This window comes from Actinomadura geliboluensis, from assembly GCF_005889745.1.
In the GTDB taxonomy this organism is placed as follows: domain Bacteria; phylum Actinomycetota; class Actinomycetes; order Streptosporangiales; family Streptosporangiaceae; genus Spirillospora; species Spirillospora geliboluensis.
In genome coordinates, this window is sequence record NZ_VCKZ01000003.1 from 16,445 (window position 1) to 42,673 (window position 26,229).

28 protein-coding genes and 1 pseudogene are annotated in these 26,229 nt (G+C 71.0%); 17 read left to right on the top strand and 12 right to left on the bottom strand.

Going from position 1 to position 26,229, the window contains the following annotated elements; genetic code table 11:
* Nucleotides 1-4 precede the first annotated feature (4 nt).
* The 5 genes from ETD96_RS01000 (at nucleotide 5) to ETD96_RS01020 (ending at nucleotide 5,206) form a co-directional block, all read left to right on the top strand.
* Complete coding sequence (locus tag ETD96_RS01000; RefSeq protein WP_138632483.1) at nucleotides 5-901, top strand: F0F1 ATP synthase subunit gamma; 897 nt, start codon at nucleotides 5-7, stop codon at nucleotides 899-901.
* Nucleotides 902-903: 2 nt separating this feature from the next.
* Complete coding sequence (gene atpD / locus ETD96_RS01005) at nucleotides 904-2,334, top strand: F0F1 ATP synthase subunit beta (protein WP_138632486.1); 1,431 nt, start codon at nucleotides 904-906, stop codon at nucleotides 2,332-2,334.
* An 82-nt stretch (nucleotides 2,335-2,416) separates the two neighbouring features.
* A complete protein-coding gene (locus ETD96_RS01010) occupies nucleotides 2,417-2,803 on the top strand; it encodes a F0F1 ATP synthase subunit epsilon (RefSeq protein WP_138632489.1) in 387 nt (128 codons plus the stop codon).
* 137 nt (nucleotides 2,804-2,940) lie between these two features.
* Nucleotides 2,941-3,405 (top strand): DUF2550 domain-containing protein, encoded by a 465-nt coding sequence (locus tag ETD96_RS01015; RefSeq protein WP_138632492.1) that lies wholly within the window; start codon nucleotides 2,941-2,943, stop codon nucleotides 3,403-3,405.
* A 166-nt stretch (nucleotides 3,406-3,571) separates the two neighbouring features.
* Nucleotides 3,572-5,206, top strand: a complete 1,635-nt coding sequence (locus ETD96_RS01020; RefSeq protein WP_240807056.1) for a M28 family peptidase — start codon at nucleotides 3,572-3,574, stop codon at nucleotides 5,204-5,206.
* A gap of 27 nt (nucleotides 5,207-5,233) precedes the next feature.
* On the opposite strand, the gene ETD96_RS01025 is transcribed toward ETD96_RS01020, so the two are convergent.
* A complete protein-coding gene (locus ETD96_RS01025) occupies nucleotides 5,234-6,175 on the bottom strand; it encodes a DUF4097 family beta strand repeat-containing protein (RefSeq protein ID WP_138632495.1) in 942 nt (313 codons plus the stop codon).
* Between the two features lie 128 nt (nucleotides 6,176-6,303).
* A complete protein-coding gene (locus tag ETD96_RS01030; protein ID WP_138632497.1) occupies nucleotides 6,304-6,918 on the bottom strand; it encodes a cob(I)yrinic acid a,c-diamide adenosyltransferase in 615 nt (204 codons plus the stop codon).
* Nucleotides 6,919-6,989: 71 nt separating this feature from the next.
* Here ETD96_RS01030 and ETD96_RS01035 point away from each other — a divergent pair, with 71 nt between their 5' ends.
* The 8 genes and pseudogenes from ETD96_RS01035 to ETD96_RS01075 all read left to right on the top strand — a co-directional run bounded on the left by ETD96_RS01035 (nucleotide 6,990) and on the right by ETD96_RS01075 (nucleotide 15,065).
* Nucleotides 6,990-8,582: a GMC family oxidoreductase gene (locus tag ETD96_RS01035; RefSeq protein ID WP_138632500.1), complete on the top strand. Its 1,593-nt coding sequence runs from the start codon at nucleotides 6,990-6,992 to the stop codon at nucleotides 8,580-8,582.
* A 377-nt stretch (nucleotides 8,583-8,959) separates the two neighbouring features.
* Nucleotides 8,960-9,409: pseudogene (locus ETD96_RS48030) on the top strand (serine hydrolase domain-containing protein); the annotation flags it as partial.
* Between the two features lie 125 nt (nucleotides 9,410-9,534).
* A complete protein-coding gene (locus tag ETD96_RS01045; protein WP_338072523.1) occupies nucleotides 9,535-10,056 on the top strand; it encodes a serine hydrolase in 522 nt (173 codons plus the stop codon).
* A 31-nt stretch (nucleotides 10,057-10,087) separates the two neighbouring features.
* The gene (locus tag ETD96_RS44335) at nucleotides 10,088-11,158 is read left to right on the top strand and encodes a DUF6745 domain-containing protein (RefSeq protein ID WP_171068787.1); all 1,071 of its coding nucleotides are present in this window, start codon (nucleotides 10,088-10,090) and stop codon (nucleotides 11,156-11,158) included.
* A 10-nt stretch (nucleotides 11,159-11,168) separates the two neighbouring features.
* Entirely contained in the window at nucleotides 11,169-11,612 is a 444-nt protein-coding gene (locus tag ETD96_RS01060) for a hypothetical protein (RefSeq protein WP_138632515.1), read from the top strand.
* A 930-nt stretch (nucleotides 11,613-12,542) separates the two neighbouring features.
* Nucleotides 12,543-13,958 carry an HNH endonuclease signature motif containing protein gene (locus ETD96_RS01065; RefSeq protein ID WP_138632518.1) on the top strand — a complete coding sequence of 472 codons (1,416 nt, stop codon included), beginning with the start codon at nucleotides 12,543-12,545 and terminating at the stop codon, nucleotides 13,956-13,958.
* Nucleotides 13,959-14,179: 221 nt separating this feature from the next.
* Complete coding sequence (locus tag ETD96_RS01070) at nucleotides 14,180-14,662, top strand: hemerythrin domain-containing protein (RefSeq protein WP_205719044.1); 483 nt, start codon at nucleotides 14,180-14,182, stop codon at nucleotides 14,660-14,662.
* A 13-nt stretch (nucleotides 14,663-14,675) separates the two neighbouring features.
* Nucleotides 14,676-15,065: a cupin domain-containing protein gene (locus tag ETD96_RS01075; RefSeq protein ID WP_138632521.1), complete on the top strand. Its 390-nt coding sequence runs from the start codon at nucleotides 14,676-14,678 to the stop codon at nucleotides 15,063-15,065.
* On the opposite strand, the gene ETD96_RS01080 is transcribed toward ETD96_RS01075, so the two are convergent.
* The 4 genes from ETD96_RS01080 to ETD96_RS01095 all read right to left on the bottom strand — a co-directional run bounded on the left by ETD96_RS01080 (nucleotide 15,058) and on the right by ETD96_RS01095 (nucleotide 19,197).
* Entirely contained in the window at nucleotides 15,058-15,615 is a 558-nt protein-coding gene (locus ETD96_RS01080) for a ComEA family DNA-binding protein (RefSeq protein WP_171068788.1), read from the bottom strand. The two genes, ETD96_RS01075 and ETD96_RS01080, sit on opposite strands and share 8 nt — an antisense overlap.
* A 122-nt stretch (nucleotides 15,616-15,737) precedes the next feature.
* On the bottom strand, nucleotides 15,738-16,229 hold the full coding sequence (locus ETD96_RS01085; protein ID WP_171068789.1) for a GNAT family N-acetyltransferase: 492 nt from the start codon (nucleotides 16,227-16,229) through the stop codon (nucleotides 15,738-15,740).
* Nucleotides 16,230-16,277: 48 nt separating this feature from the next.
* Nucleotides 16,278-17,777 carry an aldehyde dehydrogenase family protein gene (locus ETD96_RS01090; protein ID WP_138632530.1) on the bottom strand — a complete coding sequence of 500 codons (1,500 nt, stop codon included), beginning with the start codon at nucleotides 17,775-17,777 and terminating at the stop codon, nucleotides 16,278-16,280.
* A gap of 64 nt (nucleotides 17,778-17,841) precedes the next feature.
* Nucleotides 17,842-19,197, bottom strand: a complete 1,356-nt coding sequence (locus tag ETD96_RS01095; protein ID WP_138632533.1) for a carotenoid oxygenase family protein — start codon at nucleotides 19,195-19,197, stop codon at nucleotides 17,842-17,844.
* Between the two features lie 180 nt (nucleotides 19,198-19,377).
* Between ETD96_RS01095 and ETD96_RS01100 the strand changes: the two genes are divergently transcribed.
* Entirely contained in the window at nucleotides 19,378-19,911 is a 534-nt protein-coding gene (locus ETD96_RS01100; RefSeq protein WP_138632536.1) for a PadR family transcriptional regulator, read from the top strand.
* Between the two features lie 45 nt (nucleotides 19,912-19,956).
* Here the strand turns inward: ETD96_RS01100 and ETD96_RS01105 are convergent, their stop codons facing one another.
* Nucleotides 19,957-20,778 (bottom strand): NAD(P)H-binding protein, encoded by an 822-nt coding sequence (locus tag ETD96_RS01105; protein ID WP_138632539.1) that lies wholly within the window; start codon nucleotides 20,776-20,778, stop codon nucleotides 19,957-19,959.
* 83 nt (nucleotides 20,779-20,861) lie between these two features.
* Between ETD96_RS01105 and ETD96_RS01110 the strand changes: the two genes are divergently transcribed.
* Complete coding sequence (locus ETD96_RS01110; protein ID WP_240807060.1) at nucleotides 20,862-21,488, top strand: TetR/AcrR family transcriptional regulator; 627 nt, start codon at nucleotides 20,862-20,864, stop codon at nucleotides 21,486-21,488.
* A 12-nt stretch (nucleotides 21,489-21,500) separates the two neighbouring features.
* On the opposite strand, the gene ETD96_RS01115 is transcribed toward ETD96_RS01110, so the two are convergent.
* From ETD96_RS01115 to ETD96_RS01135, 5 genes are all read right to left on the bottom strand, one after another.
* Complete coding sequence (locus tag ETD96_RS01115) at nucleotides 21,501-22,322, bottom strand: site-2 protease family protein (protein WP_240807062.1); 822 nt, start codon at nucleotides 22,320-22,322, stop codon at nucleotides 21,501-21,503.
* A 127-nt stretch (nucleotides 22,323-22,449) separates the two neighbouring features.
* On the bottom strand, nucleotides 22,450-23,034 hold the full coding sequence (locus ETD96_RS01120) for a TetR/AcrR family transcriptional regulator (RefSeq protein WP_138632545.1): 585 nt from the start codon (nucleotides 23,032-23,034) through the stop codon (nucleotides 22,450-22,452).
* 30 nt (nucleotides 23,035-23,064) lie between these two features.
* Complete coding sequence (locus ETD96_RS01125) at nucleotides 23,065-23,472, bottom strand: DUF3224 domain-containing protein (protein ID WP_138632548.1); 408 nt, start codon at nucleotides 23,470-23,472, stop codon at nucleotides 23,065-23,067.
* A 119-nt stretch (nucleotides 23,473-23,591) separates the two neighbouring features.
* Nucleotides 23,592-24,272 carry an endonuclease NucS gene (nucS, locus tag ETD96_RS01130; RefSeq protein WP_138632551.1) on the bottom strand — a complete coding sequence of 227 codons (681 nt, stop codon included), beginning with the start codon at nucleotides 24,270-24,272 and terminating at the stop codon, nucleotides 23,592-23,594.
* 144 nt (nucleotides 24,273-24,416) lie between these two features.
* Complete coding sequence (locus tag ETD96_RS01135; protein WP_240807064.1) at nucleotides 24,417-25,298, bottom strand: RNA-guided endonuclease InsQ/TnpB family protein; 882 nt, start codon at nucleotides 25,296-25,298, stop codon at nucleotides 24,417-24,419.
* A 133-nt stretch (nucleotides 25,299-25,431) separates the two neighbouring features.
* On the opposite strand from ETD96_RS01135, the gene ETD96_RS01140 reads away from it, so the two are divergent.
* Both ETD96_RS01140 and ETD96_RS01145 read left to right on the top strand, forming a co-directional pair.
* Entirely contained in the window at nucleotides 25,432-25,635 is a 204-nt protein-coding gene (locus ETD96_RS01140; RefSeq protein WP_138632554.1) for a hypothetical protein, read from the top strand.
* A 142-nt stretch (nucleotides 25,636-25,777) separates the two neighbouring features.
* On the top strand, nucleotides 25,778-26,164 hold the full coding sequence (locus tag ETD96_RS01145) for an SCO5389 family protein (protein ID WP_138632557.1): 387 nt from the start codon (nucleotides 25,778-25,780) through the stop codon (nucleotides 26,162-26,164).
* Nucleotides 26,165-26,229: the final 65 nt, after the last annotated feature.

Sequence of the window (26,229 nt, forward strand, 5' to 3'; positions counted from 1 at the left end):
GCCGATGGCCGCACAGCTTCGCCAACTCCGGCAGCAGATCAAGACGGTCAAGTCGACCGCCAAGATCACGCGTGCCCAGGAGATGATCGCCACGTCGCGGATCGTCAAGGCCCAGCAGGCGGTGGCGGCGTCCAAGCCGTACGCCGACCAGATCACGCAGGCCCTGACCGCGCTGGTGAGCCACCATGTGGGGATCGACCACCCGCTCCTGCAGGAGCAGCCGGCCGACACCCGCAGCGCCGTCCTGATCGTCACGAGCGATCGCGGGTTCTGCGGCGCCTACAACGCCAACGTGATCCGCGAGGCCGAGTCGCTGATCCGGGCGCTGCGGGACGAGGGCCGCGAGCCGGTCCCGTACGTGGTGGGCAACAAGGGCATCACCTGGTACCGGTTCCGGGGCCGGGAGGTCGCGCAGACCTGGAACGGGTTCAGCGACCGTCCGAACTTCGCGAACGCGGAGGAGATCGGCCGCCGGCTCACCCAGGACTTCCTCAAGACCGACGCCGAGGGCGGCGTCGGCGAGATCCACGTGGTCTACACCGAGTTCGTCTCGATGCTGACCCAGGCCGTCCAGGTCAAGCGGCTGGTGCCGCTGGAGATCGAGGAGAGCGAGTCCGCCAAGGTCCCGCCGGCGTACGAGTTCGAGCCGTCCGCGCAGGCGGCGCTCGACCTGCTGCTGCCCAACTACATCGAGAGCCGCATCTTCCACATGCTGCTCCAGTCGGCGGCGTCCTTCCAGGCGTCGGTCCGGCGGGCGATGAAGTCGGCGACCGACAATGCCAACGAACTGCTCGGGGTCTACACGCGCCAGATGAACCAGGCGCGGCAGGCCGCGATCACCCAGGAAATCAGCGAGATCGTCGGTGGCGCTGACGCGCTCGCCGAGTCTGGCGGGGAGTGATAATGACTGCACAGGTAGAGACGGCGACCGCGACCGGGCGCGTCGCGCGCGTCATCGGCCCGGTCGTCGACGTGGAGTTCCCCGCCGACGCCCTCCCGGACATCTACAACGCCCTGAACGTGCAGGTCACGCTCGGCGGCGAGGAGAAGACCCTGACCTTCGAGGTCGCCCAGCACCTGGGCGACAACATGATCCGGGCCATCTCCATGCAGCCGACGGACGGCCTGGTCCGCGGCGCCCCGGTGACCGACAGCGGCGAGTCCATCGCCGTCCCCGTCGGTGACATCACCAAGGGCCACGTGTGGAACGCCCTCGGTGAGGCGCTGGACGCCCCGACCGCGTCGCTGGAGATCAACGAGCGCTGGGGCATCCACCGCAAGGCCCCGGCGTTCGACCAGCTGGAGTCCAAGACCGAGATGCTGGAGACCGGCATCAAGGTCATCGACCTGCTCGCCCCGTACGTCAAGGGCGGGAAGATCGGCCTGTTCGGCGGCGCGGGTGTGGGCAAGACCGTCCTCATCCAGGAGATGATCCGCCGTGTCGCGCGCAACTTCGGCGGCACCTCGGTGTTCGCCGGCGTCGGCGAGCGCACCCGTGAGGGCAACGACCTCTGGGTGGAGATGGACGAGGCGGACGTCCTCAAGGACACCGCCCTCGTCTTCGGCCAGATGGACGAGCCGCCGGGCACCCGGCTGCGCGTGGCGCTGTCCGCGCTGACGATGGCGGAGTACTTCCGCGACGTCCAGGGCCAGGACGTGCTGCTGTTCATCGACAACATCTTCCGGTTCACGCAGGCCGGTTCGGAGGTCTCCACGCTGCTCGGGCGCATGCCGTCCGCGGTGGGGTACCAGCCGACGCTGGCCGACGAGATGGGCGTGCTCCAGGAGCGGATCACCTCGACGCGCGGTCACTCGATCACCTCGATGCAGGCGATCTACGTGCCCGCCGACGACATCACCGACCCGGCGCCGCACACCACGTTCGCGCACCTGGACGCCACGACGACGCTCTCCCGGAGCATCTCCGAGAAGGGCATCTTCCCGGCGGTCGACCCGCTCGACTCCACCTCGCGGATCATGGACCCGCAGATCCTGGGGAACGAGCACTACGAGGTCGCCCAGGAGGTCGTGCGGATCCTGCAGAAGTACAAGGAGCTGCAGGACATCATCGCGATCCTCGGTATCGACGAGCTGTCCGAGGAGGACAAGGTCACCGTCCAGCGGGCGCGGCGCATCGAGCGCTTCCTGTCGCACCCGATGTACGTGGCCGAGCAGTTCACCGGGCAGCCCGGTGTGACGGTCTCCAAGGACGAGACGGTCGCCTCGTTCAAGGCGCTGGCCGAGGGCAAGTACGACCACCTGCCCGAGCAGGCGTTCTTCATGTGCGGTGGCATCGAGGACGTCGAGAAGAAGGCCAAGGAGCTGGAGAAGTAGTCCGCACCGGCGGGGCCGCACCCGGGCCGTGCGTCCGGGGGCGGCCCCGCCGGTACCGCTCCAGTATTCGGAGGAAACAGACGTGGCAACCCTACGGGTCGGGCTGGTCTCGCCGGAGCGCGAGATCTGGACCGGCGAGGCCAAGATGGTGGTCGCCCAGACCATCGAGGGGTCGCTCGGCATCCTGCCGGGCCACGCCCCGGTGCTGGGCGTCCTGCTGGACGGCAGTGTGGTGAAGATCGAGCCGGCGGACGGCGGCGAGCCGGTCACGGCGGCGGTCGGCAGCGGCTTCTTCTCGGTCGCGGCCGACAAGGTGTCGGTGCTGGCGGAGCAGGCCGAGCTGGGCGGCGAGATCGACGTCGACGAGGCCCGGCGGGCGCTGGACTCGGCGCTCGAACTGGCGGGCGAGGACGCGACGCCGGAGCGGCGCGCCCGGGCGCGGCTGCGCGCGGCGGGCATCGAGGCCTAACATCGGGCCTAAGATCAGGCTCGGCACCATGGCCCGGGATCGTGGCCATGGGTCGTGGCCCGGGATCGTAGCCTGGGGTCGGGGCCTGAGATCGTGGTCTGACATCGAGGTCCGGAGTTCGACGGACGGCGGGGGACTTGGGCGAGCAGCTGGCAGTGGAGGTGGGCGGTGCGCTCACCGCGCTCGTCCTGCTGGCTGCCCTGCTGTTCGTCTGCATGGCGGTGCGCCGCTGGTTGTTCACGCGCGGCGGCGGCACCGTGGAGTGCAGCCTGCGTGAACTGTCCCGGGAGGGCGGAGCTCCGGGGGTGTGGCGGCTCGGCATCGGCCGGTACAAGGGCGATGAGCTCCACTGGCACCGCGTGTTCGGTTTCCGCAGACGGCCCCGGCAGGTGATCCACCGCCGGGGCCTCGTCGTGTCCAACCGGCGGCTGCCCGGCCCGGAGGAGGCCGAGGGCCTGCTCCCGGAGGTGAGCGTCATCGAGGTGCGGGACGGGGAGCTGACCGTCGAGCTGGCGATGGGCGCGGAGGCGCTGACCGGCTTCCTGTCGTGGCTGGAGGCGGCCCCGCCCGGACTTCCGGTGGATCTGCGCCCACCGGAGTGAGCTCCGCTTTGTGGGGCCGGCGGGTGCCCTGCGGGCGGCGGTGCGGCATGGCCTGGTAAGGCGCCGGTATCGAATCGTCCTGGCGGCGGCGGCGCTGCTTGAGGCGCCCGGGGCGCGGGACCAGGATCGCTCCTGGTCCGCTCGGTCCCCGTCCGCTGGAGTGCACGTGCGCAAGCTGATCACCGGCCGCAACCTCCTCACCGGCACCGCTGTGGCGCTGCCCGCGCTGTTCCTGCCGGCGGCCCTTCCGGCGGCGGGCGCCGCGCCGGAACGCCCCGACCTCGCGAAGCTGGTGACGCTGAAGGACGTCCAGGCGCACCTGGCCGCGTTCCAGGAGATCGCCGACTACAACGGCGGCAACCGCGCGGCGGGCACCTCGGGCTACGGGGTGTCGGTGAAGTACGTGGTCGGACGCCTCCGCAAGGCCGGCTTCTCCCCGAAGGTGCAGAAGTTCACCTACCCGTACTGGGCGGAGAGGTCCGACGCGGTGTTCGCGCGGACGGCGCCGTCGAAGAAGTCCTACGAGCGGGAGAAGGACTTCCTGACGTTCGCCTACTCGGGGGCCGGGGACGTCACCGCGGCCGCGGTCGCCGTCGACTACCCGGCCAAGGGCGACGGGACGAGCGGCTGCGAGAAGAGCGACTTCAACGGCTTCGCGAAGGGCTCGATCGCCGTCGTCCAGCGCGGCACGTGCACGTTCGCGGTGAAGGCGGAGCGGGCGCGGGCGGCGGGCGCGTCCGCCGTGGTCGTCGCGAACACGGCGAAGGAGAAGGGGCCGGTGAACGGGACGGTGTCGAAGACCGCCGCGATCCCGGTCATCGGCGTCACGCACGAACTGGGCGCCGCGCTGGCGAAGGCCGCCAAGGGCGCCAGGGGCGGGAAGACCGCGAAGGGCGGGACGACCGCGAAGGGCTCGAAGACCGCGAAGGGCGCGAAGACCGCGAAGGGCGCGAAGGCCGGGAAGGGCGCGAAGGCCGGGCTGCGGCTGCGGGTGAAGGTCGACGCCGTCCACGGGAAGCGGTCGTCGTCCAACGTCATCGCCGACACCGAGCGCGGCGACCCCGACAACGTGGTGGTCGCCGGGGCGCACCTCGACAGCGTCCCGGAGGGCGCGGGGATCAACGACAACGGCACCGGCGCCGCGGCGCTGCTCGCCATCGCCGGGAAGATCAAGGAGCTCGGCAAGGGCGGGCTGCGCAACCGGGTGCGGTTCGCCTGGTGGGGCGCCGAGGAGGAGGGCCTGCGGGGGTCCGCGCACTACGTGAAGTCGCTGCGGGCGTCCGAACGGGAGAAGATCGCGCTGAACCTCAACTTCGACATGCTGGGCTCGCCCAACGGCGTCCGCGGCGTGTACGACGGCGACGGCTCCACCGGCGCCGGGACGCGGGCGCCCGCCGGGTCCGGGGCGATCGAGAAGATGTTCCGCGACTACTTCAAGAGCCGCCGCCTGCCGACCGTCGAGGGCGCGTTCGACGGGCGCTCCGACTACGGGCCGTTCATCGCGAAGGGCATCCCGGCCGGCGGCATCGCGACCGGCGCCGAGGGCGTGAAGACCGCCGCCGAGGCGAAGGCGTTCGGCGGCCGGGCCGGCAAGGCGTACGACCCCTGCTACCACGCCCGCTGCGACCGGGTGAAGAACGTGAACCTCAAGCTCCTCGACACCAACACCGACGGTGTCGCGCACGTCCTCCAGCATCTCGCCCGGACGACGGTCGCGGTCAACGGCGGCGCCCGGTTGGTGCTGCCGCTCATCCCGTCCGGGCGTGCGCCTGTCTGGGAGGGGCCTTACCAGGTCCGCTGAGACCGGCGCGGTCGTCTAGTCGGTCGTTCAGTAGGGCGCGACGAGGATGCCGCCGTCGCGGGTGGCGAGCTTGATCTTGCGCTCGGACCGGGAGTCCTCGTGGATGGCGGGGTCGATCTCCTTGCCGCCGTTGTCGGTGGCCGCGCTGATGGCGTAGCTCTCGCCGGTGGGCGGCAGGCAGAGCTTGATGGAGCCGTTGTCGGTGTCGGCGTCGACGCTCGCGGGCGGCGCGGCGAGCCGCAGGTCGATGCCGCCGTCCCTGGTGCGGGCGGTGAGCCGCTCGGTGGTCAGCCCCTGCGCGTCGATGCCGCCGTTGTCGCTGCGGAGGTCGGCGACGGTGGCGGTCCCGCTGAGCCGGAGGCTTCCGTCGGCGGAGCGGACCGTCAGCTTCCCGGCGGTGAGCCCGGTCGCGTCCACGGAGCCGTTCTCGCTGCGCACGTCGGCGGTGGTGACGCGGCCGGAGACGCGCACCGAGCCGTCCTGCGAGCTGAGGGAGACGTTGGACGCCCGCAGGTCCGTCGCCTTGATCGAGCCGTTCTGGGTGTGCAGCCGCACCGTCCCGCCGAGCCCGGACGCGTCGATCCGCCCGTCCCGGCTCTCGATCTCCACCGGCATCGAGCGCGGCACCCGGACGCGGTAGGAGACGCCGCACGAGGAGGACCCGAACCCGATCGCCTGGCCGCCGCACTTGGCCGTGAGCTTCAGCGTGGTGCCCTCGGTGACGTGCTTCACCCGCGGCTTGTTCCTGTCGTTGGACCAGCGCAGCCGCTCGTTGACCTCGATGCCGGGGGAGTCGGACGCGGTCACCACGACCCGGTTCCCGTTCCCCGCGATCGTCAGCTTGGCGACGCCGGCCGGCGCCGTGTAGGAGCGGTCCTCGTGGCCGGTGCCGAAGCTCACGTTGCCGCAGGCGGTCAGCGTCGCCGCCGCCACCGCCGCCAGCGCTGCCGTGCCCGTCAGGGTCCTCACGTGGTCTCTCCCGTTGTCGCCGTGCCCCGTACATGACCAGCCTGTCCGGTACGGGGCGGCGGTACCAGGTGGGGAGCCGGTGAGCCGGTGGTGGGGTTAGCCCCACCACCGGCGCCCGCACGGAGGGGTCAGCGCTCCCCGCCCGGCTTCCACAGGACGTCGCCGTGCCCGGCGTTCGCCACGCGGCACAGGATGAACAGCAGGTCCGACAGCCGGTTGAGGTACTTGGCGGTGAGCGGGTTCACGCCGCCCTCGGCGACCTCGTCGGCGCTGCCGTGCGCCTCGATCGCCGCCCAGGTGGTGCGTTCGGCGCGCCGCGCCACCGTCCGCGCGACGTGCAGCAGCGCCGCGCCCGGCGTCCCGCCCGGGAGGATGAAGCTGCGCAGCGCCGGAAGTTCGGCGTTGTGCTCGTCGCACGCCGCCTCCAGCCGCTCGATGTAGGACGGCTCGACGCGCAGCGGCGGGTACTGCGGGTCGGGGACGACCGGCGCGCACAGGTCGGCGCCCACGTCGAACAGGTCGTTCTGGACGCGGACCAGCAGCGTCGCGACGTCGTCCGGCAGCGAGCCGAGCGCGAGGGCCGCGCCGATCGCGGCGTTGGCCTCCTCGACGTCGGCGTAGGCGGCGAGGCGCGGATCGGTCTTGCGGGTCCGCGACGCGTCGCCGAGCGCGGTGGTGCCGTCGTCGCCCGTCCGGGTGTAGATGCGCGAGAGTACGACGGGGTTGTCCCTGTTCTTCGCCATGTCCCGCAGCCTAGCCCTGCCGTTCTCCGAAGCTCGTTCGGTAGGGTTCCGGAAAGACCCCGGAGGCCGCCGTGTACGACTACATCATCGTGGGAGCGGGGAGCGCGGGCTGCGTCCTCGCCGCAAGACTGACCGAGGACCCCTCCGTAAAGGTCCTGCTGCTGGAGGCGGGCCCGCCCGACGACGCGCCGGAGATCCACATCCCGGCCGCCGTGGCGGCGCTGATCAAGGGCCCCTACGACTGGGACTACGCGACCGTCCCGCAGGAGCACGCGGCGGGCCGCAGCGTGTACTGGCCGCGCGGGCGGACGCTCGGCGGCAGCTCGTCCACCAACGCGATGATCTACATCCGCGGCGCCCGGTACGACTACGACACCTGGCGCGACGCGCACGGCTGCGACGGCTGGGGCTACGAGGACCTGCTCCCGTACTTCCGGCGCGCCGAGGACCAGCAGCGCGGCGACCTCCCCTACCACGGCGTCGGCGGCCCCCTCCGCGTCGAGGACCTGCGCTACAAGCACCCGCTGACCCGCGCCTGGGTGCAGTCGGCGAAGGCGTACGGCCTCGCCGCCAACCCCGACTTCAACGGCGCCGACCAGGACGGCGTGGGCTTCTACCAGGTCACCCACAAGCGCGGCCGGCGCTGGTCGACCGCCGCCGGGTACCTGCACCCGATCGAGAACCGGCCGAACCTCACCGTCGTCACCGACGCCCTCGCCACCCGCGTGGTGATCGAGGACGGGCGGGCCGTCGGCGTCCGCTACGAGGCGCGCGGCGAGACGCACTCGGCGCGCGCCGAGGCGGAGGTCATCCTGTCCGGCGGCGCGGTGAACAGCCCGCAGCTGCTCATGCTGTCGGGCGTCGGCCCCGCCGACCACCTGCGCTCGCTCGGCATCGACGTCCTGGTCGACTCGCCGGTGGGGCAGGGCCTCCAGGACCACCCGTTCGTGAACGTCATGTTCGCCACGCCGCGGACGAAGGTGCTGTGGGAGCAGGCCAACGCGCGCGCGTTCGCCCTGTACCAGGCGCTGGCGCGCGGCCCCTACGCGTCGAACGTGGCCGAGGCGGGCGGGTTCGTCCGGACGGTCGAGGGGCTGCCCGCGCCCGACCTCCAGTACCACGTCCTGCCGACGCCGTTCGTGAACCAGGGGCTCGTCGACGTGACCGAGCGGCTGCTGTCGGTCATGGTCACCGCGATCGCGGTGGAGAGCCGCGGCGCGCTGACCCTGCGGTCGGCCAGCCCGTACGCCAAGCCGCTGATCGACCCGGCCTACCTCGCCGCGAAGGCCGACCTGGACATCCTGGTCGCGGGCGTCCGGCAGGCCCGCGAGATCGCCGCGTCCGGGCCGCTCGCGTCGCTGGTCGGCGGCGAGTGGGCGCCGGGGGAGCAGGCCGACTCCGACGAGGCCGTCACCGAGTTCGTCCGCCGCGAGGTCGCGACGCTTTTCCATCCGACCAGCACGTGCGCCATGGGCGGGGACGGTGCGGTGTGCGATGCGGAGCTGCGGGTGCGGGGGGTTGAGGGGCTGCGGGTTGTGGACGCTTCCGTCATGCCTACGGTTCCCCGGGGCAACACGAACGCGCCGACCATTGCGATCGCGGAGCGCGCTGCCGATCTGATTCGTGGACGTGCGCCGCTGGCGCCCGCCAACGCTGGGGCGTAGCCCGCGTCTGGCAGCGCGGGTGGTAGCGCGGCTGGCAGCGAGTCTGGCAGCGCGGCCGGAAAAGAAGAACGCCCCCGTCCTCTTCGGACGGGGGCGTGCGCTGCGTACAGGCGGCGGGCGTCACCGCTTCAGGGCCTTCGCAATCCGGACGCGGCGCGCGTCCTTGGCCTCGTTGCGCAGTACGCGTACGCGGTCGTTGATGATGACCTTGTCGATCTCCGGGCGGATCATGTCTGACTCCTCGTTCCCGCCGGGCCCTTGTGGCCTGACATGTACAAGGTTCGTCCTAAGCCCCCACCCCCCACATGGGGACGACGCCTTATATCCGCCGCCTAAGACCGCCTTAGTGCGCGGCCTACGAGCCCGAAGGGCCTGAGTTGGACGCTCAGTCGCGCATCCAGGAGCTCGCCGACCGCCTTACCGCGCCGGGTATCGCCTCCGGCGAGGAGGTCGGGCTGCAGGTCGCCGCCTACCTCGACGGCGAACGGGTGGTGAACGTGTGCGCCGGCGTCGCGGACTCGACCACCGGCCGTCTGGTCGACGAGCGCACCCTCTTTCCGGCCGCGGGTCTGATCTCAACGCTCGTCCATGTGCTCGCCGACCGCGGGCAGCTCGACTACGGCGTCCCGGTCGCCGCCTACTGGCCGGAGTTCGCCGCCCACGGGAAGGTCGGGATCACCCTCGCCCACGTCCTCACGCACACCGCCGGGGTACCGCAGACGCCGCCCGGCGTCGTCCTGGAGGACCTCGCCGACTGGGACGGGATGTGCGCGCGGATCGCCGACCTTCGACCGCTCTGGCGGCCCGGCAGCGCGACCGGATGGCACGCCCTGACCTTTGGTTTCATCCTGGGTGAGGTCGTCCGGCGGGTTGCTCAGACCTGTTGGGCGACTTCCCGCCTGGCTCGCTGTTCCATGAGGTCGTCCCGGCTTGGCTGCGGGCAGGCGCCGAGTTGGGGAACCGGCCGGAAAGCTGGATGCTGCCGGGCCCGGCCGGCGGCGTGGCGACGGCCGATGCTCTCGCCCGAATGTTCGCCGCGCTCATCGGGGAGGTGGACGGTGTCCGCCTTGTCGGCCCCGCCACGGCCGGCCGGTTCTCGGAGGCCGTCACGACCTGGGAGGACAGGGTGACGAGGGCGCCCATCCCGAAGGGGCTCGGCTACCAGGTCGGGCTCGTGCCGATGGGGAACACCATCGCCTTCGGGTGGCAGGGCGGCGTCGGCCTCATGTTCGCCGACCCTGGGCGCGGGCTCACCTTCGCTTGCATGCACAACCTCCTGACGGACGCGCCGCTGGGCAGTGCTTACCGGGTCGCCGACGAGGTTCGGCTCGCGCTCGGCCTGGAGACCGGGATGATCCAGGCGATCAGGAGGAGGATGGGGGAACGCGCGGCACGCCGCATCCGCGGACGCGTCGCGAGGCGGCGGAAAAGGGTGGACGGGTGGGAGCGGGATCTGCGATCATCCGGCACATGATCGATGAAAGGGGCGTCGCCGCCCTCGTCCGGTGAGCGGTTACGCGCAGCGGGAAGCTGCGAACGTCCGCTCGGAATGGCTCGGGCACCTGCTGTCCACCGAGCCCGCCGACCGTCCGGCCGCCGAAGCGGCCATTTCCGAGTTCTACCGCCTGATCGGCCTCGGCCCGCCTCGTTTCCACTGGGTTGCGTCGCCGGTGGCCGCGCTGGAGACCGTCCCGCCCGGTGTACGGGCATCCGAGGCTCCAGATCGATTCCCCGACTGGCCGCTGCCGCCGCGTTTCCGCCGTCTGCTCGGCGAGCTGACCGTGGGGCTCGATGCGACGGTCGCGCGCGGCCATCCGCTGGTGGAGCGGATCGTGGGCCAGTCCGTGAGAGATCCGCTCATGGCGTCCGTGCGCAGCACGCTGCGGCCGGCGCTCGGCGGCCGTGAGAGGGCTGGACGGGTGCTCGACTGGTACTCGGCCTGGTGCCTCTCCAGGGTCGCCCACTACGACGCCGTCCGCCGGACGTCCGGTGTGGTGTTCACGCCTGAGCAGGAGCGGCTGCTCGGCCTGTGGGGGGCGCTGGTCCGGTCGTGCGGCTGGTGGTGGCCGCGCGAGCACGTGTGCGTCGTCTCCGAGCGTCCCGTCGAGCTGCACACCGAGATCTGGGACGACGACGGGCGGGTGCGGCTGCACGGCTCGGACGGCCCCGCGCTCCGGTACGGCGACGGATGGGACGTCCACGCCTGGCACGGCACGCGGGTGCCCGCGTGGGTGATCGACGACCCGGACGTTGAACGGATCGAGCGGGAGACCAACGTCGAGGTCCGGCGGTGCGCGATCGAGAACATGGGGTGGGGCGACTACATCGACCGGGCCGGGCTCCGGCTCGTCGCCGTCGCGCCCGACCCCGGCAACCCCGGCTCCGAACTGCGCCTCTACGACCTGCGCGAGCAGACCAGGGTGCTGCTCGCCGTCAACGGCTCCGTCGAGCGCGACGGGCGCCGCCGCCGCTACGGGCTGACCGTGCCGGCCGCCATCCCGGACCCGGTCGCCGCCGCCGGCTGGACCTACGGGCTGTCCGCCGACCAGTACTCACGTCTCGTCCGCCGAACCTGAAGGTGATCACATGACCGTGACTCTCGCGTCCCTTTCGCAGCAGACCGGACTCGCCGTGCTCGACCATCTCGAGCAGTCGGTGAGCATCCCCGTCGTCGACGGGCTCCAGGCCCAGGGCGACCTGATCGTCATCCCCTTCGCCGAAGTCTCCGCCTCCCTGTCGCTCCGGCCGGACGTCGAATGGCAGGACGTCCCGCCCGAGGGCGTCGAGCTGCTGCGGGGCGAGGCGGGCGGCAACCCGCATACGCTCGTCGCCGACCCCGGCACCTGCCGCTGGACGCGGCGGGTGGGGGAATCCATCGGCCTCGCGATCGGCGTCTTCGAGGCGTCCGCCACCGTGTACCTGCTTCATCCCGAGCACGGCGCTTCTGGCTGCACGCCGGGGCGCTATGTGGTGAGGCGGCAGCGCGAGTACACGGTTGGTGGGTGGGGGGCGCGACTCGTCGCCGACTAGTTCCTGCCGCAAGGAGACTGACTGCAGCGCAGCGGAACTGGCTGCAGCGGAGTTGGACGTAAGGGAAAGCGCCTCCGTCTTGATGGGCGGGGGCGCTGACCTGTGTGGGCCTTCTGGTGGGCGGCTGTTTCTCTAGCGGTCTAGCGGTCTTGCGGGCACGGGCTTGGCGTTGTTCTTCCGAATCTGTGAGCGCCTTGTGATCGTCTACGCCTGTGTTGTGATCGCTGTCATCGATTAATCGGTTATGAGGATGGTGTATCGGGTTCCGGTGCAGGTTGGCGTGGGGCTTTCGCTTTAGTTGGCTGGTCGTTGCTGGTTGGCTTGCGGTCGGCGCGGGGCTGAGGTCCCTTTTTTATCGGTTTTATGTGGTTCCGGTGAGTGGGCGGTTGCGGTGGCCTTCCGAAGGCGGGTGCGCGAGTTCAGGTGTGCTGCCGGTTGCTGTCACGTTGGTTGCGGTTGTCGGTTGGGGTGGGGTGTTTGATCTGCGGGTTCGTGCGGGGTGCTGTCGGTGCCGCGCTTCGCGCGGAAAAGCGGTCGGCGAGGGCGGGTGATGGTGGGGGTCGTCGGTGATGGCGCGCGCGGAGCGCGCGCTCGGGCCCTGACCCGCGCTTGCCTTCCACCTGTGCATCTGGCTTCGTGTCTCTGACCGCAACCAACGTGACAGCAACCGGCGACTTGGTGCGGGGTGCGCATCTTTGGTTTGGGAGGCACCTTAGCCGTCCAGTTGCCGCAACCACCCCGATCCGATAAAGCCGTGCTCAGCCCGCGCTGACCGTTGGATGATCGGTGGCCGCAAGGAGCGTCCTTTTGTGGGGTGGCGAAAAAGATGGTGATCGTAATTGGAAGTGTCTGAATTGTCCGGTGGTATTGGGGGTGGGTTGCGCTATAATTGAGGTGGCAATTCGGGTTGGGAGGTGAACCCCCGTGTCCATGTCCGCTCAGGTCGCCACAATCGGTGGTGGGCAGCGTGAATGGGAAGACCGGGCGTGGTTCCCGCCCGGCCCGCAATTGGCGGTCTGCCTGTCGGGGACGAAAGAGCGCCTGGCGGATCTGACCGATGACGAACTCCTCCAGGTCGCAGCGGCCGCCCGTCGGCAGACTTCCTGGGCGCAGGCGCGGGAGTTGGCCGCGATCGCCGAACTCACCCGCCGCCGCACATCCGAGGAAGACTCTGGCACCGAGGAGTCCGGTGACCCCGAGTACCGGGTCCTCTCGGCCCGCGAATCGGTAGCCGAAGAGGTCGCCGTCGCTCTCACCGTCACTGGGAACGCCGCCGCCACCCTGGTCCATTTGGCTGAACAGTTGACCGGCCCGCTTGCACGAACTGGAGAGGCGCTGGCCGCCGGTCACGTCGACATGGCGAAGGCCCGCGTGATCTGCGACGTCACCGAGAACCTTCCTGGTGACGTGGCGAGGAAGGTCCAGTGCGTTGCCCTGGAGAAGGCGCCTGAGCAGACCACCGGGCAGCTCCGCCGCCGGATCAAGCGACTCGCGCAGCGACTCGCGCCCGAGGCGATCGAAGAGCGTAAGCGCGAAGCGGTCCGGCGGCGGCGCCTGGAACTGTGGGACACGCCGTCCGGCACCTCGGATCTGTCGCTGTGCGATCTGGCGACCGAGGACGCCCACGCCATCTTCAACAAGATCACTGCTGCGGCGAACGGCATCAAGGCCGAAGGTGACCCGCGTCCGCTGAGCACCGTACGCGCCGACCTCGCCACTCGGCTCCTGCACGGTGTCGAGCTTCCCGAAGCCGTCCGCACCCTTCTTTCCCAGACGTGCGACGAGACTGATGCACAGTCCCGGCCGATCGGGCCGGTGAGCGTCCTCAGCGTGACGGACCAGGGCGAGGCGATCGGTGCTCGGCTCGATGACGAGTCCGGTGTTGCCGATGCGCAGCTTGTGGGTCTCGCGGACGAGGTGGATCGGCGTCTGAACCACGTGCGCGGACGCGTCCATCCCCGCGACCTGCCACATGCCATCCGGCAGGCAGCGGGGCGGATACGTGACCAGCTCGCAGGTGCCCGCGACGTTGCGTGCCAAGGTGACGAGGAGCGCCACGGCAGCCCCGGTTATCGGCCGCCCGTCGCCATGCGCCAGGAGATCGAGGCCCGCCACAGCAGGTGTGTGTTCCCCACCTGCAATCAGCCTTCGCGGCGCTGCGACCTTGACCACACGATCCCGTGGCGGCCGGGCCTGACCTGCCGTTGCAACCTCGCCCCGCTCTGCCGACGCCACCACCGGCTGAAACAGTCCCCGGGTTGGAAACTCCACCAGATCTGGCCCGGGTTGCTCATCTGGATCACGCCATCCGGTGGCTGGTACATCGTCCGGCCTGACCGCCAGTGACTCCGCGTCCAGTCCGATGCCCTCGTCGGCCGGGATGGGGGTCCATGCGGCGTCCGTGCTGGTGAGTCGATCAGGTCCGTGGGTGGGTAAGCGCGGCGGTGGCTGATTTCTCACATCAGCTTCGATTATTTACAAGCTGCACATGTATTAATATCAGGGCTCAGCGTTCCGGCGAAGTGGCTTGCTGGGGCGACCGGTGGCGGTCTGAGTGCCGTCCTGACGTGGCGTTGGGGTTGCGGAACATGGAGATCGAGTCGCTGGCGGCGGCGCTGGAGCGGGAGCACCACGAGATCGATGAGGGGATCGAGGTGTTCACGGCCGATCCGGTGGCCGGGGAGCGGGACCGGGAGCCGCTGGCGCGTGCTGTGCGTGCGCTGCGTCGGCACATCTACCTCGAAGAGGAGTTGCTGTTCCCGGCGCTGCACGCGGCGGGGCTGATGGCGCCGGTCCTGGTGATGCTGCGGGAGCACGGGGAGATGTGGGGGACGCTCGACGCCCTCGATGACGCGCCGGACGACGATGCCGCGCTCACGCTGTGCCGGCGCCTGAACGTCCAGCTCCTGCACCACAACATGAAGGAAGAGAAGATCCTCTACCCGGAGCTGGAGCGGGTCGTGCCGGAGCCGCAGGAGGAGCGGCTGCGGGCCTTCCTGCAGACCGGGGAGATGCCTGCGGACTGGGTGTGCGTGCGGGCCCGCGGCTGAGCGAACGGAGAGCATGGTGGAGAAGAAGGCCGTCGTCGGCAGTGCGTCCGCGCTCGCGGAGTTCCGCGCCGACTCGTTCTGCCCGAAGGTGCTGTCGGCGACCGACCTCACCAAGGTGATGCTCGTCGGTATGGAGGACGGGCAGGAGATCCCGCTGCACACGCCGGGTGTGGAGCTGGCCCTGGCGATCCTTGAGGGGGCCGGGGAGGTGTGGGTCGGGGACGGTCCGCATGCTGTTGCGGCGGGTGACGTCGTGGTGATTCCCGCTGGGACGACCCGGGGTGTGCGGGCTCGTGGTGGGCGGCTGGTCTTCATGAACGTCGTGTCGCCGCCGCCGACTGCGGCGGACCACGAGGTCGAGCGGCGTCCGTGGCCGGTCGCCGGTGAGTCCTCCGTCAGTTGAGGTAGACGGTGTGCTCGGAGAGGGTCGGGGTCAGGTGCGGGGGAAGGTCCGCCATGGCCGAGACCTCCTCGGCCGAGGTGAAGGTCTGCAGGTCCTCGCGCAGGCGCACGATGCGTTCGGCCATCTCCGGGGTGATGCCGGGGATGGTCGCGATCACGGACGCGGGGGCGTGGTTGATGTCGACGAGGCCGCCGTCGTCGAAGGTCCTCGGCAGGTCGGGACGGCCGATGTGCATCTCCAGCGCCGTTCGGGGGTCGTCGCGGGCGATGGCGGCTGCTCGGGCGCGCAGGTCGCGGCGGTCGCGGGCCTCCTGTTCGGCCCGTGCGAGGGTGCGGGAGGGTGTGGTCGGTCCGAACACCCGGCGCCTGACGGCCAGGGCGTGGAGCGTTCCGCCGAGCCATGACACGGTCCACGTCAGGACGAAGACGGAGTCGGCGGTGCTGCCGTTCTCGCTCTTCGCCGTCGCGAGCATCGCCGTGACGAGGGCGAGGTAGGGGATCGTTGCCGCCCACAGGACGATGCTCTTTGTGCGGGCGGCCGCGTATCCCATCGTGATGGGCGTGGCGTAGCCGAGAGTGAGGAGTGGGCTTAGAGCCCATGCGTAACTTGCCGCGGTTCTGGCCATGGTTTCCCCTGAGTCGTTGCCGGTCTGACGTTCGGAACTGGGCGGCGTCAGGGGACTTCGACGAAGCCGAGGTGGTCATAGAGGCGGCGGGCGCGGCGGTTGCGGCGGGTCACGGCCAGGGAGAGCGTGGTGTGGTCCGGGGCCAGGACGTGCATGACCGCCTGGACCAGGGTTCGGCCGACGCCCTGGCCCGCGTGGGACGGGGCGGTGAAGAGGAAGGCCAGGAGGGGTTCCTGCTTGTAGAGGGTGACCAGGGCGGCGCCTATCGGGCGGTCGTCGTGGTCGGTGACGAATGAGGCTTCCGGGAGGAACTTCCCGTACTCGCCGTCCAGGGTGAGCTGGATCTCGCGTGCGGCGCCGGGGAGGTCGCCGACGTCGGCCTCGTCGGGGGTGCCGCGGTAGGCGTCCCACATGGCGGCGGCGAGGGCCGGCAGGTCGGCCTCGGTGAACGGGCGGACCCCGGACGGGAGCGGGGGCGTGGCGTCCAGGGTCGCCTGGAGGCGGCTGCGCACGGGTGCGCCGAACGTCCCGGATGTCATGGTTTCGAGTCTAGGCGGGCGCCCCCGGCCGGGGGCGCCCGGCATGGGTCAGCGCTTGTAGCGGCGGCCGTGGATCATGTTGATCAGGCCGAGGACGCGGGCCATCTCCTTCTCGGTGCGCGCGAACGTGGTGAGGTTCATCGTCGCGAACCGCTGCCGGGTGATGGCCTTCGGGCGGGTGAACTCGCGCAGGCCGTCCGCGCCGTGGATGCGGCCGAAGCCGGACTCGCCGACACCGCCGAACGGCAGGGCGGCGACCTGGGCGAACGCGGCGAAGGCGTTGATGGACGTCATGCCGGAGCGCATCCGGCGGGCGACGTCCAGCGCGCGGGACTTGTCGCCGGAGAAGATCGTCCCGGCGAGGCCGTAGCTGGTGCGGTTGGCCTTGTCCACCGCCTCGTCGAGGTCCTTGACGCGGTGCACGGTGATCGTCGGGCCGAACGTCTCCTCGCAGACGGCGGACGAGTCGTCCGGCACGTTGGTCAGCACGACGGGCTCCACGTAGGGCTTGCGCACGGACTCGGCGCCGCCGACGACCGCCTTGCCGCCCTTGTCGAGGGCGTCCTTGATGTGCCGCTCGATGATGTCGAGCTGCGAGGGCATCGTGATCGGGCCGTAGGCCGCCTCGCGGTCGAAGCCGGGGCGCAGGTCCTTGGCCTTCTCGGTGAGCTTGCCGAGGAACTTGTCGTACGCCTCGTCCACGACGTAGATGCGCTCGACGCCGATGCAGGTCTGGCCCGCGTTCGACATGGCGCCCCACAGCGCGGCGTCGGCGGCGGCGTCGAGGTCGGCGTCGGAGTCGACGATGCAGGCGTCCTTGCCGCCGCACTCGGCGACGATCGGGGTGAGGTTCTCGGCGCAGGCCGCCATCACGCGCTTGGCGGTGCGGGCCGAGCCGGTGAAGGCGATCTTGTCGACGTGCGGGGACGAGGCGAGCGCCGCGCCGGTCGCGCCGAGGCCGGTGACCGTCTGCAGCACGGGGTGCTCGGGGATCACCGCGTCGAACAGCTCGGCGAGGAACACGCCGACGCCCGGGGTGAACTCCGACGGCTTGAACACGACGGCGTTGCCGGCGGCGAGCGCGTAGCCGATCGAGCCCATCGGGGTGAAGATCGGGTAGTTCCACGGGCCGATGACGCCGACGACGCCGAGCGGCTGGTACTCCAGCACGCACTTCTGGTTGACGGCCATCAGGCCGGGGTAGACGCTGCGCGGCCCGAGGACCTTCTGCGCGTTGCGGGCGGCCCAGTCCAGGTGGGTGATCGCCATGATCGTCTCAAGCTGGGCGTCCTGCACCGGCTTGCCGGTCTCCTGGTGGATGAGCTCGGCCATCCGGTTCAGGTTGCGGGCGAGGGACCCCTTGACGTTGAGCAGCCGGAGCCGGCGCTCCTTCCAGCCGAGGGCCCGCCACCACTCGGCGGCCTCCCGGGCGCGCTCGATCGCCGCCGCCACCGCGGCGCCGTCCTGGACGGGGTGCTCGGCGACGACCTCGCCGGTGGCCGGATTCAGGGACGCGAACGTCTCGGCGCTCTCCGTGGCCACGGACATGGGGAACCTCCCGGGAGGGGCCGTAAGTGAGTACTTGCAGTGTGGTACCGGCTAGTAAACCACCCTAGGCGTCCGACGGGGAGTCCGGGATCCAGCTGCCGTGGAATCCGGCCGGGACCCGGCGCGGGAGCCGGACGGTCGCCGTGTGCGACAGGTCGGCGGCGTCCAGCACCAGCAGTTCGGAGCCGGACCCGCCGGACACGATCGACAGCAGCCAGCCCTCGTCCTCGGCGCGGGCGCCCTCGGCGGGGACGAACACCGCCTCGCCGACGTGCGCGCCCTCCCCGCAGTCGCGGGCCGACGCGCCGCCGCGCAGGTCGTACTTCACGATCGAGCTCCCGGCGACCGTGTAGAGGTAGCGGTGCTCGCGGCCCGTCCGGGTGTCGTCGTGGGTCGGGAACTCCACGTTCCGGTCGTCGAGCCGCTCCTCGGACGCCGTGCCGGTGGCGGGGTCGAGCACCCAGCGGTGCAGGTGCGCGCTCTCCGTGCTCACCGCCTCGGTCGCCGGGTCCACGGTGCCGCCGACCTCGCCCCAGAGCGCGGCGAAGGTCTCCGGGGCGTAGCGCGCGCCGTCCAGCACCACGCGCCCGGCGGCGTCCTCGTGCGCGTTGCCGACGTGGAAGACGTAGCACGGGTCGACCTCGAACCAGCGGACGCCGCCGGACCCGTCGCGCGGCATCACGCCGAGCCGCGCGCCGTACGCGTCGTCCCACCGGTAGGGCAGGCCGGACGCGCCGGACAGTGCCAGGTCCACGTCGAACACCACCGGCAGGTCGAGCCAGACGACATGGTGCTCGGTGATCGCGAAGTCGTGCATCATCGTCGGGCCGGGCACCTCGATCTCGCGGCTCTCGACCAGCGTCCCGTCCGCCGACAGCCGGTGGAAGACGAGGTAGGGCGGGAACACGCCGTAGCCGAAGAACAGCAGGTCGCTGGTGACCGGGTCCTCCTTGGGGTGCGCGGTCATCGCGGAGGTGAGCCGCCCGCCGAAGTCGCACGGCCCGGCCGTCTCCAGCTCCGGGGTGACCTCGTAGGGGAACCCGGCCTCCACCAGCGCCCAGATCTTGCCCGCGTGCGGGACGACGTGCGTGTTGGCCTGCACCGCGCACCGGTCGAAGGTGAGGTCGTCGCGGAGGTAGGGCGCGCCCTTGGTGAACGCGTCCGTCCGGACCCAGCGGTTGCGGTACCACTCGGCCCGGCCGTCGCGCAGCCGCACGCCGTGGATCATGCCGTGGCCGGTGAACCAGTGCCGGCTCGGCTCGCCCGGCTTGGGGTTCGGGCCGTTGCGGAAGTACCGCCCGGTCAGCTCGGTCGGCAGCGCGCCGGTGACCGGCAGGTCGTAGGCGTCGGTCTCGTCGGGGACGGGGGCCAGCGGACCGTCCATCCAGGCGGCGGGGCGTTCTTCGGTGTGCTCGCTCATGCGGTGTGCTCCTCGGGAAGCGGGCGGCCGAGCCCGGCGAAGTGGTGCTCGCGGGCCGCCTCGGACGGCGGGTACGCCGGCATGCCGGGGGAGCCCCTCGCACTGACATTCCACTTCTGACACGTCGAAGCTAGACGTTCCAACTTAGACATGTCAATAGTGAGTGGTAGGCTCCCCGGCATGAGTTTGCGACACGCGATGCTCGGGCTCATCGCCGAGATGGACGGTGCCAGCGGGTACGACCTGCTGCGGATGTTCGAGATCTCGCTCGGGAACGTCTGGCCGGCCCGGCAGAGCCAGCTCTACGGCGAACTCGGCAAGCTCACCGAGGCCGGGCTCATCGAGGTCGCCGAGGAGGGGCCGCGCGGGCGCAAGGAGTACCGCATCACCAAGGCGGGGCGCGCGGAACTGCACCACTGGATCGTCGACGTGCCCGCCAAGGACAACCGGCGGGACGACGCGCTGCTGCGCGTCTTCTTCCTCGGGCTCGTCGACCCGGGCGAGGCGCAGCGCTACATGCGCGGGCACTCCGACGGGCTGGGCGAGTACCTGGGGGAACTGCTCGCCCTGGAGGACCGGGTGGAGTGGGACGACGACAACCTGTCCGTGTACGGGCGGCTGGTCATCGAGTACGGCAAGCGGTTCGCCGCGATGCGCCGCGACTGGTTCGACTGGGCCCTCCATGAGATCGAGGCCCTGGAGCGGCACGAGTAGGGCGCGGGTCGTCCGGCCCGCGCCCTACGTGGAGTGCTCCGCCGGTCAGCGGAAGTCGTCGGCGTGGTCGGCGGCCCACTCGGCGAACGTGCGGGCCGGGCGGCCGGTGATGCGCTCGACCTCGGGGGACACCTCGGTCGGGTGGCCGACGGCGCTCGCGCGCCGGCGGAGCAGGACGTCCACCATGCCCTCGCGCATGTAGGGGCGCGCGAGCATCTCCTCGCGCGCCTCCGCCGGGTCGATCTCCTCGAAGCGCACCGGACGGCCGATCGCCGCGCCGATGAGCGCGGCCTTCTCCGGCTGCGTGAGCTGCTCGGGCCCGCTCAGCACCGGCCGGGCGCCGATGAGTGCGTCGGTGAGCAGCGCCTTCGCGGCGACGGCCGCGATGTCACGTTCGTGGATGGGGGCGAAGCGCGCCGCCGCGTACGGTTCGCGGACGGGTTCGCCCGCGCGGATCTCCTTCCGCCAGCCGAGCGCGTTGGACGCGAACTCGCCGGGGCGCGGGAACGTCCACTCCAGGCCGGACGCCTCGATCGCCCGCTCGATCTCCAGATGGTGCACCGCGAGGTCGTTCGACGGGTCGTCGTCCAGTGCGGCGGAGGACGACAGCATGACGACGCGTCGCACGCCGTGGTCGGCGGCGCGGGGGAGCAGGTCGTTCAGGCCGTGCCAGAACACGGCGGGGTTGAGGAAGAGCGACGCCACGCCGTCCAGCGGCATGTCGGCGGTGCGGGCGACCTCCGCTTCGGTGGGCAGGCGGGCGGTCGCGGGATCGCGGGTCAGCGCGCGGACCTTCGCGCCGGCGGTGAGCAGTTCGGCGACGAGATGCCGTCCGACGTTTCCGGTGGCTCCGGTGACGAGAATCATGCGGCCCAGGTTCAACCAGATGGATGAACTTGTCAAACAGCTGGATGGTTGACCGCGTCAGCAGGACGGATACGATGGGCGCCGTGACGGACACGACGAAACGGCCGCGCCGCGCCCCCGCGCCCGACGAGCGCACGCTCGACGCCGACCGCTCGCGGCGCCTGCTGCTGGACGCCGCGCTGGACGAGTTCGCCGCCAAGGGCTACGCCGGCGCCCGCGTCCAGGACATCGCCGACCGCGCCGGGCTGAACAAGCAGCTGATCAACTACTACTTCGGCGGCAAGGCGGGGCTGTACCGCGAACTGCTCGCGCTCTGGGGCACCCGGAAGGGCGAGATCAACGACCCGTCCCTCCCGATGGAGGAGGTGGCGGTCGGGTACCTGCGGCACATCCTGGACGATCCGCGCGGCACGCGGCTGAGCGCCTGGCGCGGCCTGGACGCGGCGGACGGCGCGTCCGACCCCGGGGACGACCCGTGCGGCCTCGCCGAGGACCTGTCCGACGTCGAGCGGCGCCAGGAGGCGGGCGAGCTGGCCGGCGACCTGGACCCGGCCGCGGTTCGGCTGGTGCTGATGGCGATGACCGCGGCGCCCGTCACGATGCCGCACGCCGTCCGGCGCGTGTTCGGCCTCGACCCGCGGTCACCGGAGTTCCGGGAGCGCTACGCCGAGCAGCTGCGCCGGATCGTCCGGCACCTGGCCGGGCCCTGAGCGGGCGCGGGGTCAGTTCCGCCAGAACTGGAACAGGTAGTGGCCGAGTTCGATCGGGAAGTTGTCGACCGAGCCGCTCACCCGGAACGGGAACCCGTCCAGGCCGATCGCGTCGGTGATGTAGAAGATGACGTTGAAGAAGCCCTCGTTGATCGGGCCCAGCCACAGCAGCGCGATCAGGATGAGGAAGGCGTAGCCGCCGTACGCGCTCGCCTGCGCCGCGAACCGGCGCGGCAGGTACGGCTCGATGATCCCGAAGCCGTCCAGCCCGGGGATCGGCAGCAGGTTCAGCACCGCGGCGGTGACCTGGAGGAACGCCAGGAACGCCAGGCCCGACCAGAACAGCGCGTGGTCCTTGTCGGCGAAGTTCTTGAAGATCACCGCGAGCATCACGGCGAACAGCGCGTTCGACAGCGGGCCCGCCGCCGAGATCAGGCTGTGCCGCAGCCGGCCGCGGATCGCGTGCCGCTCGATCCACACCGCGCCGCCGGGCAGCCCGATGCCGCCCAGCACGATGAACACGACCGGGATGAGGAAGCTCAGCGTGATGTCGGAGTACTTCAGCGGGTTCAGCGTCAGGTAGCCCTTGGCGGCGACGCTGCGGTCACCCGACCGGTAGGCCATGTAGGCGTGCCCGAACTCGTGCAGGCACAGCGACAGGATCCACGCCGAGATCACGAACCCGAACACCGCGATCCGGCCGGGGCGCTCCAGGATCGTCCCGTACCGCCAGGCGATCAGGCCGCACAGCACGGTCGCCGCCACGACCGCGAGGAACACCGGGCTCGGCCGGACGGCCGCGCTCCCCCGCGCCTCGTGTGCAGTCCCGTTCATTCCCGGCCCCTCTCACCGCGCCGCCGTTCCCCCGGCGCACCGTCCCGCCTGATCGTCACTCGGAAGCTACCTGCTCAACGGAGTTCCCGCGCACCGGAGTTCCGGGCGCCGGGACCGCGGCGCCCGGTCACGGCGCCGCGATCACCGGGACGACGTAGGTGCGCAGGAAGCGGCGCAGCCCGTCGGCGTCCCGGTCCCGGTCCATCACGATCAGCGAGGTGATGATCCGGAAGAGGAACTCGACCGTCCCCTCCACCTCGATGTCGGCCCGCAGCATCCGCTGCCGCTGCGCCTGCTCGAAGTACGGGCGGACGTAGTCGCAGCACAGCGCGAGGACGTGCTCGGCCGCGCCCGCGACCGCCGCCTGCATGTGCCCCGCCGCCTCCGGCACGAGGAAGTGCGCGATGGTCGGCTCGCCGCGCACGTACTCGACCGCGTCCATGGTGCCCTCGACGATCGCCTCCGGCACCGACCGCTCGCGGCGCAGCCGCTCGGCGAGCCGGTCCAGGAAGCGGTGCAGGTCGCGCACCACCACGGCGAGGATCAACTCGTCCCGCCCGCCGGTGATGCTCCGGTACACGGTGGCGCGCGACAGCCGCGCGGCGGCGGCGATGTCCTCGACGGTCGTCTTCGCGACGCCGAAGCGGCCGAAGCACTCCTCGGCCGCGTCGATGATCCGCTCGCGCGTCGTGTCGGTGGTGACCGGGGGCATGGCAGCACATTACCGGCCGCGCGCGGCCCGTCAGTCCAGGGTGTACTCCAGGGTCCAGCTGTGCCCGCCGTCCGCGGTGACGGTGATCTGGCCGAGGCCGCGGATGCCCGTGAGCTCCCCGGTGCCGGACGTGGGGACGATCAGCCAGCGCAGCCACTGGGTGTCGGACGTCCCGTCCTCGCTGCCCGCGCTGTGCTGGAGCACGAACGTCCCCTCGCGGCCGTGCAGGATGCCCTGGACGCGCTCGATCCCGACGTAGGCGGCGGGGCCGGCGGGCGTCTCCACGGTGATCAGCTCGGTGGTGCTCGTCCCGACCAGGTCGCCGTGGAAGTGCTTGCCCACATGGACGCGGGTCAGCTTGCCGCCGTCCAGTTCCTCGTAGGGCTTCTCGGCTTCCCAAGCCTCGATGTCGAAGGTGCCGCTCGCTTGGAAGGTCATCCCGCCATGATGCACGTCACATCCGACAGTGCGGAATGGGCGACGGGGCGGAATGGGCGAAGGAGCGGAATGGGCGACGGGGCGGAATCGGCGGCGGGGCGGTGGCCGGGCGGATCGGGCTAGAAGAGGGTGCCCTCGTGTTCGATGCCGCGCAGCGCGTCGTAGTCGAGCGTGACGCAGTCGATGCCGCGGTCGGTGGCGAGGACGCGGGCCTGCGGCTTGATCTCCTGCGCCGCGAACACGCCGCGGACGGGCGCGAGGTGCGGGTCCCGGTTGAGCAGCTCCAGGTAGCGGGTGAGCTGCTCGACGCCGTCGATCTCGCCGCGCCGCTTGATCTCGATCGCGACGGTGGCGCTGTCGGCGTCCCGGCACAGGATGTCGACGGGGCCGATCGCGGTGGGGAACTCGCGGCGGATCAGCGTGTAGCCCTCGCCGAGCGTGGTGATGTGCTCGGCGAGCAGTTCCTGGAGGTGCGCCTCGACGCCGTCCTTCTGCAGGCCCGGGTCGATGCCCAGCTCGTGGCTGGTGTCGTGCAGGACCTCCTCGATGGTGAGGATCAGCCGCTCGCCCGACTTGCCGTGCGTGACCGTCCAGCGCGCGGTGGCGCCGTTCTCGGTGTAGCTCTCCTCGCGCAGCGAACAGGGCGGGTTCATCCAGTTGAGGGGCTTGTAGGCGCGGTCGTCGGCGTGGATGCTCACGCTCCCGTCCGCCTTGATCAAGATCAGGCGGGGGGCCATCGGCAGATGGGCGGTGAGCTTGCCGGCGTAGTCGACGCTGCAGCGGGCGATAACGAGACGCACGCTGCCTCACCTTAGTGCGGCGCCCCGCCTGCTTCAGGCCAGACCGGCGTACCGGCGGCAGTCGTCGTGGTCACTCGGCGTCGGACGTCCTGGCCAGCCCTTCGAGAACGGCCTCGACCGCGCCGGGCGGAACCCCGTCCAGGGTTAGCGTGGAGCGGCCGCCGACACGAATACCGGTCGACAGGCCTGGTGGTAGATGTTGTCTTGGATGTTGCGGGCGGCGTTGATGTCGGCGTTGGCCCGGTGCCCGCAGGCCACGCACCGGAACACCGCTTGGCTCTCGCGGTTTTCCGGGGCGCGGTGCCCGCAGGCGTGGCAGGTCTGCGAGGTGTGGCGTGGATCGACCTTGATGAGGCGGCCGGGGGCTTTGTGCTCCAGCCGCTGGACGAGCCGCCCCCACCCGGCGGCAAGGATCGCCCGGTTGAGACCGGCCTTGGCGCGCACGCCCGTGCCGGGTGCGTCGATGGTGCCCTTGGCGGACCGGGTCATGCCCCGCACGTTCAAGTCCTCGACCGCGATCAGATCGAAGCCGATGGCCAGGCGGGTGGTGGTCTTCTCCACCCAGTCGCGGCGCCGGTCGGCCTCCCGCGCTCTGATCCGCGCGATGAGGGCTCTGATGTGCGCACGTCGGTTCGAACCCCGTTTCGCGCGCGCGAGCTTGCGCTGGAGCCGACGCAACCGCCCTGCCTCCCAGGCGGTGAGGGAAGGACCGTGCAGGAGTTTGCCGGTGGACAGCGCGGCCGACACGGTCACGCCACGGTCCACCCCCACCGCCTGCCCATTGCCCGGCGCTGGGATCGGGGCGGGGATGTGCGCGAACGCCACATGCCAGCGTCCGGCACGGTCACGGGTCACCCGGAACGACTTGACCCCGCTGGGGACGGGCCGGGACCAGCGGAACCGCACCCACCCCACCTTCGGGATCCGCACCTCACCGGTCTTGCGCGACAGGCGCCGCACGTCCCAGTGTCGGCCGCGTTCCCCGACGATCCGGAACGGGGCATCCGTTCCAGAAACCGCGATCATGCCGGACCGGCGCGCCTAAGGCCCTCGAATCGGCACAGATAAGGCGTGCTGCCGATGTCCGGGCGGGGTCCTTAGGACGAGTCTCTTGGATGTCGGGTCGTGCCGAGCGGCCCGGGACATAGGGGGAGGGGCCGTGTTCCACCACGACATCATGCGGTCGGTCATGACCGAGCGGAGCCGCGAGCTGCGGACCCGCGCCGCGGCCGAGCGTGACGCGCGGCTCGCGCGCCGGGCCCGCGAGTTCTGGGCTGAGCGCGCCGAGCGGTTCGGCACCCGGCGCGAGGTGCGGCGCGACGTCCGGGGTGCGCGCCGCCAGGGCGCGGCACCGGCACGGTGACGCCGGCCCCGGCCGGGGCGGGGAACGGCCGGGGCGGCGCCTAGCGGAATGAAAATCTTTGTCAAGCCTGGAATTCTCCGGGGGCCGTGATTAGCGTCGGCGGGTGGGTGTTCATCCACCACCGGCGAAAGGAACCCCCGCAATGTCTCTCGACGTGACTCCGGAACTGCTCGAGACGGCGCAGCAGGGCGAGGTCGGCGACGCCGCCTTCGTCGAGTGCATCAAGACGTCCCTGCCCTACGCGTGGGACATGATCAGCGGCCTGGTGGCGCGGCTCCAGGTGGACGGCGGCGACTACGCCGACAACCTCACCCCGCCCCCGGACGAGCAGGCCCGCGGCCAGCTGCTCCGCGTCCTCGCGAGCGACGCGATGCGCGGCGCGATGGAGCGCCACTTCGGCGTGAAGCTGGCCTTCCAGAACTGCCACCGGGTCGCCGTCTTCCCGACCGGCGACTCCAGCGCCTACCGGACGTTCGTGACGGCCCGCGAACAGATCCTCAACCAGTCTCCCGAACTCCGCGACTGCTGACCCGCCCGCTCCTGCCGAGACGTGCGGCGCGCCGATCCCCTCGGTGCGCCGCACGTTCTCGTTGT

Excerpts from the sequence above, each read along its gene's own strand:
- ETD96_RS01000 (WP_138632483.1), top strand. The coding sequence starts at position 5 with ATGGCCGCACAGCTTCGCCAACTCCGGCAGCAGATCAAGACGGTCAAG.
- atpD (WP_138632486.1), top strand. The coding sequence starts at position 904 with ATGACTGCACAGGTAGAGACGGCGACCGCGACCGGGCGCGTCGCGCGC.
- ETD96_RS01030 (WP_138632497.1), bottom strand. The coding sequence starts at position 6,918 with ATGGCGAAGAACAGGGACAACCCCGTCGTACTCTCGCGCATCTACACC.
- ETD96_RS01060 (WP_138632515.1), top strand. The coding sequence starts at position 11,169 with ATGACCGTGACTCTCGCGTCCCTTTCGCAGCAGACCGGACTCGCCGTG.
- ETD96_RS01065 (WP_138632518.1), top strand. The coding sequence starts at position 12,543 with ATGTCCGCTCAGGTCGCCACAATCGGTGGTGGGCAGCGTGAATGGGAA.
- ETD96_RS01075 (WP_138632521.1), top strand. The coding sequence starts at position 14,676 with ATGGTGGAGAAGAAGGCCGTCGTCGGCAGTGCGTCCGCGCTCGCGGAG.
- ETD96_RS01080 (WP_171068788.1), bottom strand. The coding sequence starts at position 15,615 with ATGGGATACGCGGCCGCCCGCACAAAGAGCATCGTCCTGTGGGCGGCA.
- ETD96_RS01085 (WP_171068789.1), bottom strand. The coding sequence starts at position 16,229 with ATGACATCCGGGACGTTCGGCGCACCCGTGCGCAGCCGCCTCCAGGCG.
- ETD96_RS01090 (WP_138632530.1), bottom strand. The coding sequence starts at position 17,777 with ATGTCCGTGGCCACGGAGAGCGCCGAGACGTTCGCGTCCCTGAATCCG.
- ETD96_RS01095 (WP_138632533.1), bottom strand. The coding sequence starts at position 19,197 with ATGAGCGAGCACACCGAAGAACGCCCCGCCGCCTGGATGGACGGTCCG.
- ETD96_RS01100 (WP_138632536.1), top strand. The coding sequence starts at position 19,378 with ATGAGTTTGCGACACGCGATGCTCGGGCTCATCGCCGAGATGGACGGT.
- ETD96_RS01105 (WP_138632539.1), bottom strand. The coding sequence starts at position 20,778 with ATGATTCTCGTCACCGGAGCCACCGGAAACGTCGGACGGCATCTCGTC.
- ETD96_RS01115 (WP_240807062.1), bottom strand. The coding sequence starts at position 22,322 with ATGAACGGGACTGCACACGAGGCGCGGGGGAGCGCGGCCGTCCGGCCG.
- ETD96_RS01120 (WP_138632545.1), bottom strand. The coding sequence starts at position 23,034 with ATGCCCCCGGTCACCACCGACACGACGCGCGAGCGGATCATCGACGCG.
- ETD96_RS01125 (WP_138632548.1), bottom strand. The coding sequence starts at position 23,472 with ATGACCTTCCAAGCGAGCGGCACCTTCGACATCGAGGCTTGGGAAGCC.
- ETD96_RS01135 (WP_240807064.1), bottom strand. The coding sequence starts at position 25,298 with ATGATCGCGGTTTCTGGAACGGATGCCCCGTTCCGGATCGTCGGGGAA.
- ETD96_RS01145 (WP_138632557.1), top strand. The coding sequence starts at position 25,778 with ATGTCTCTCGACGTGACTCCGGAACTGCTCGAGACGGCGCAGCAGGGC.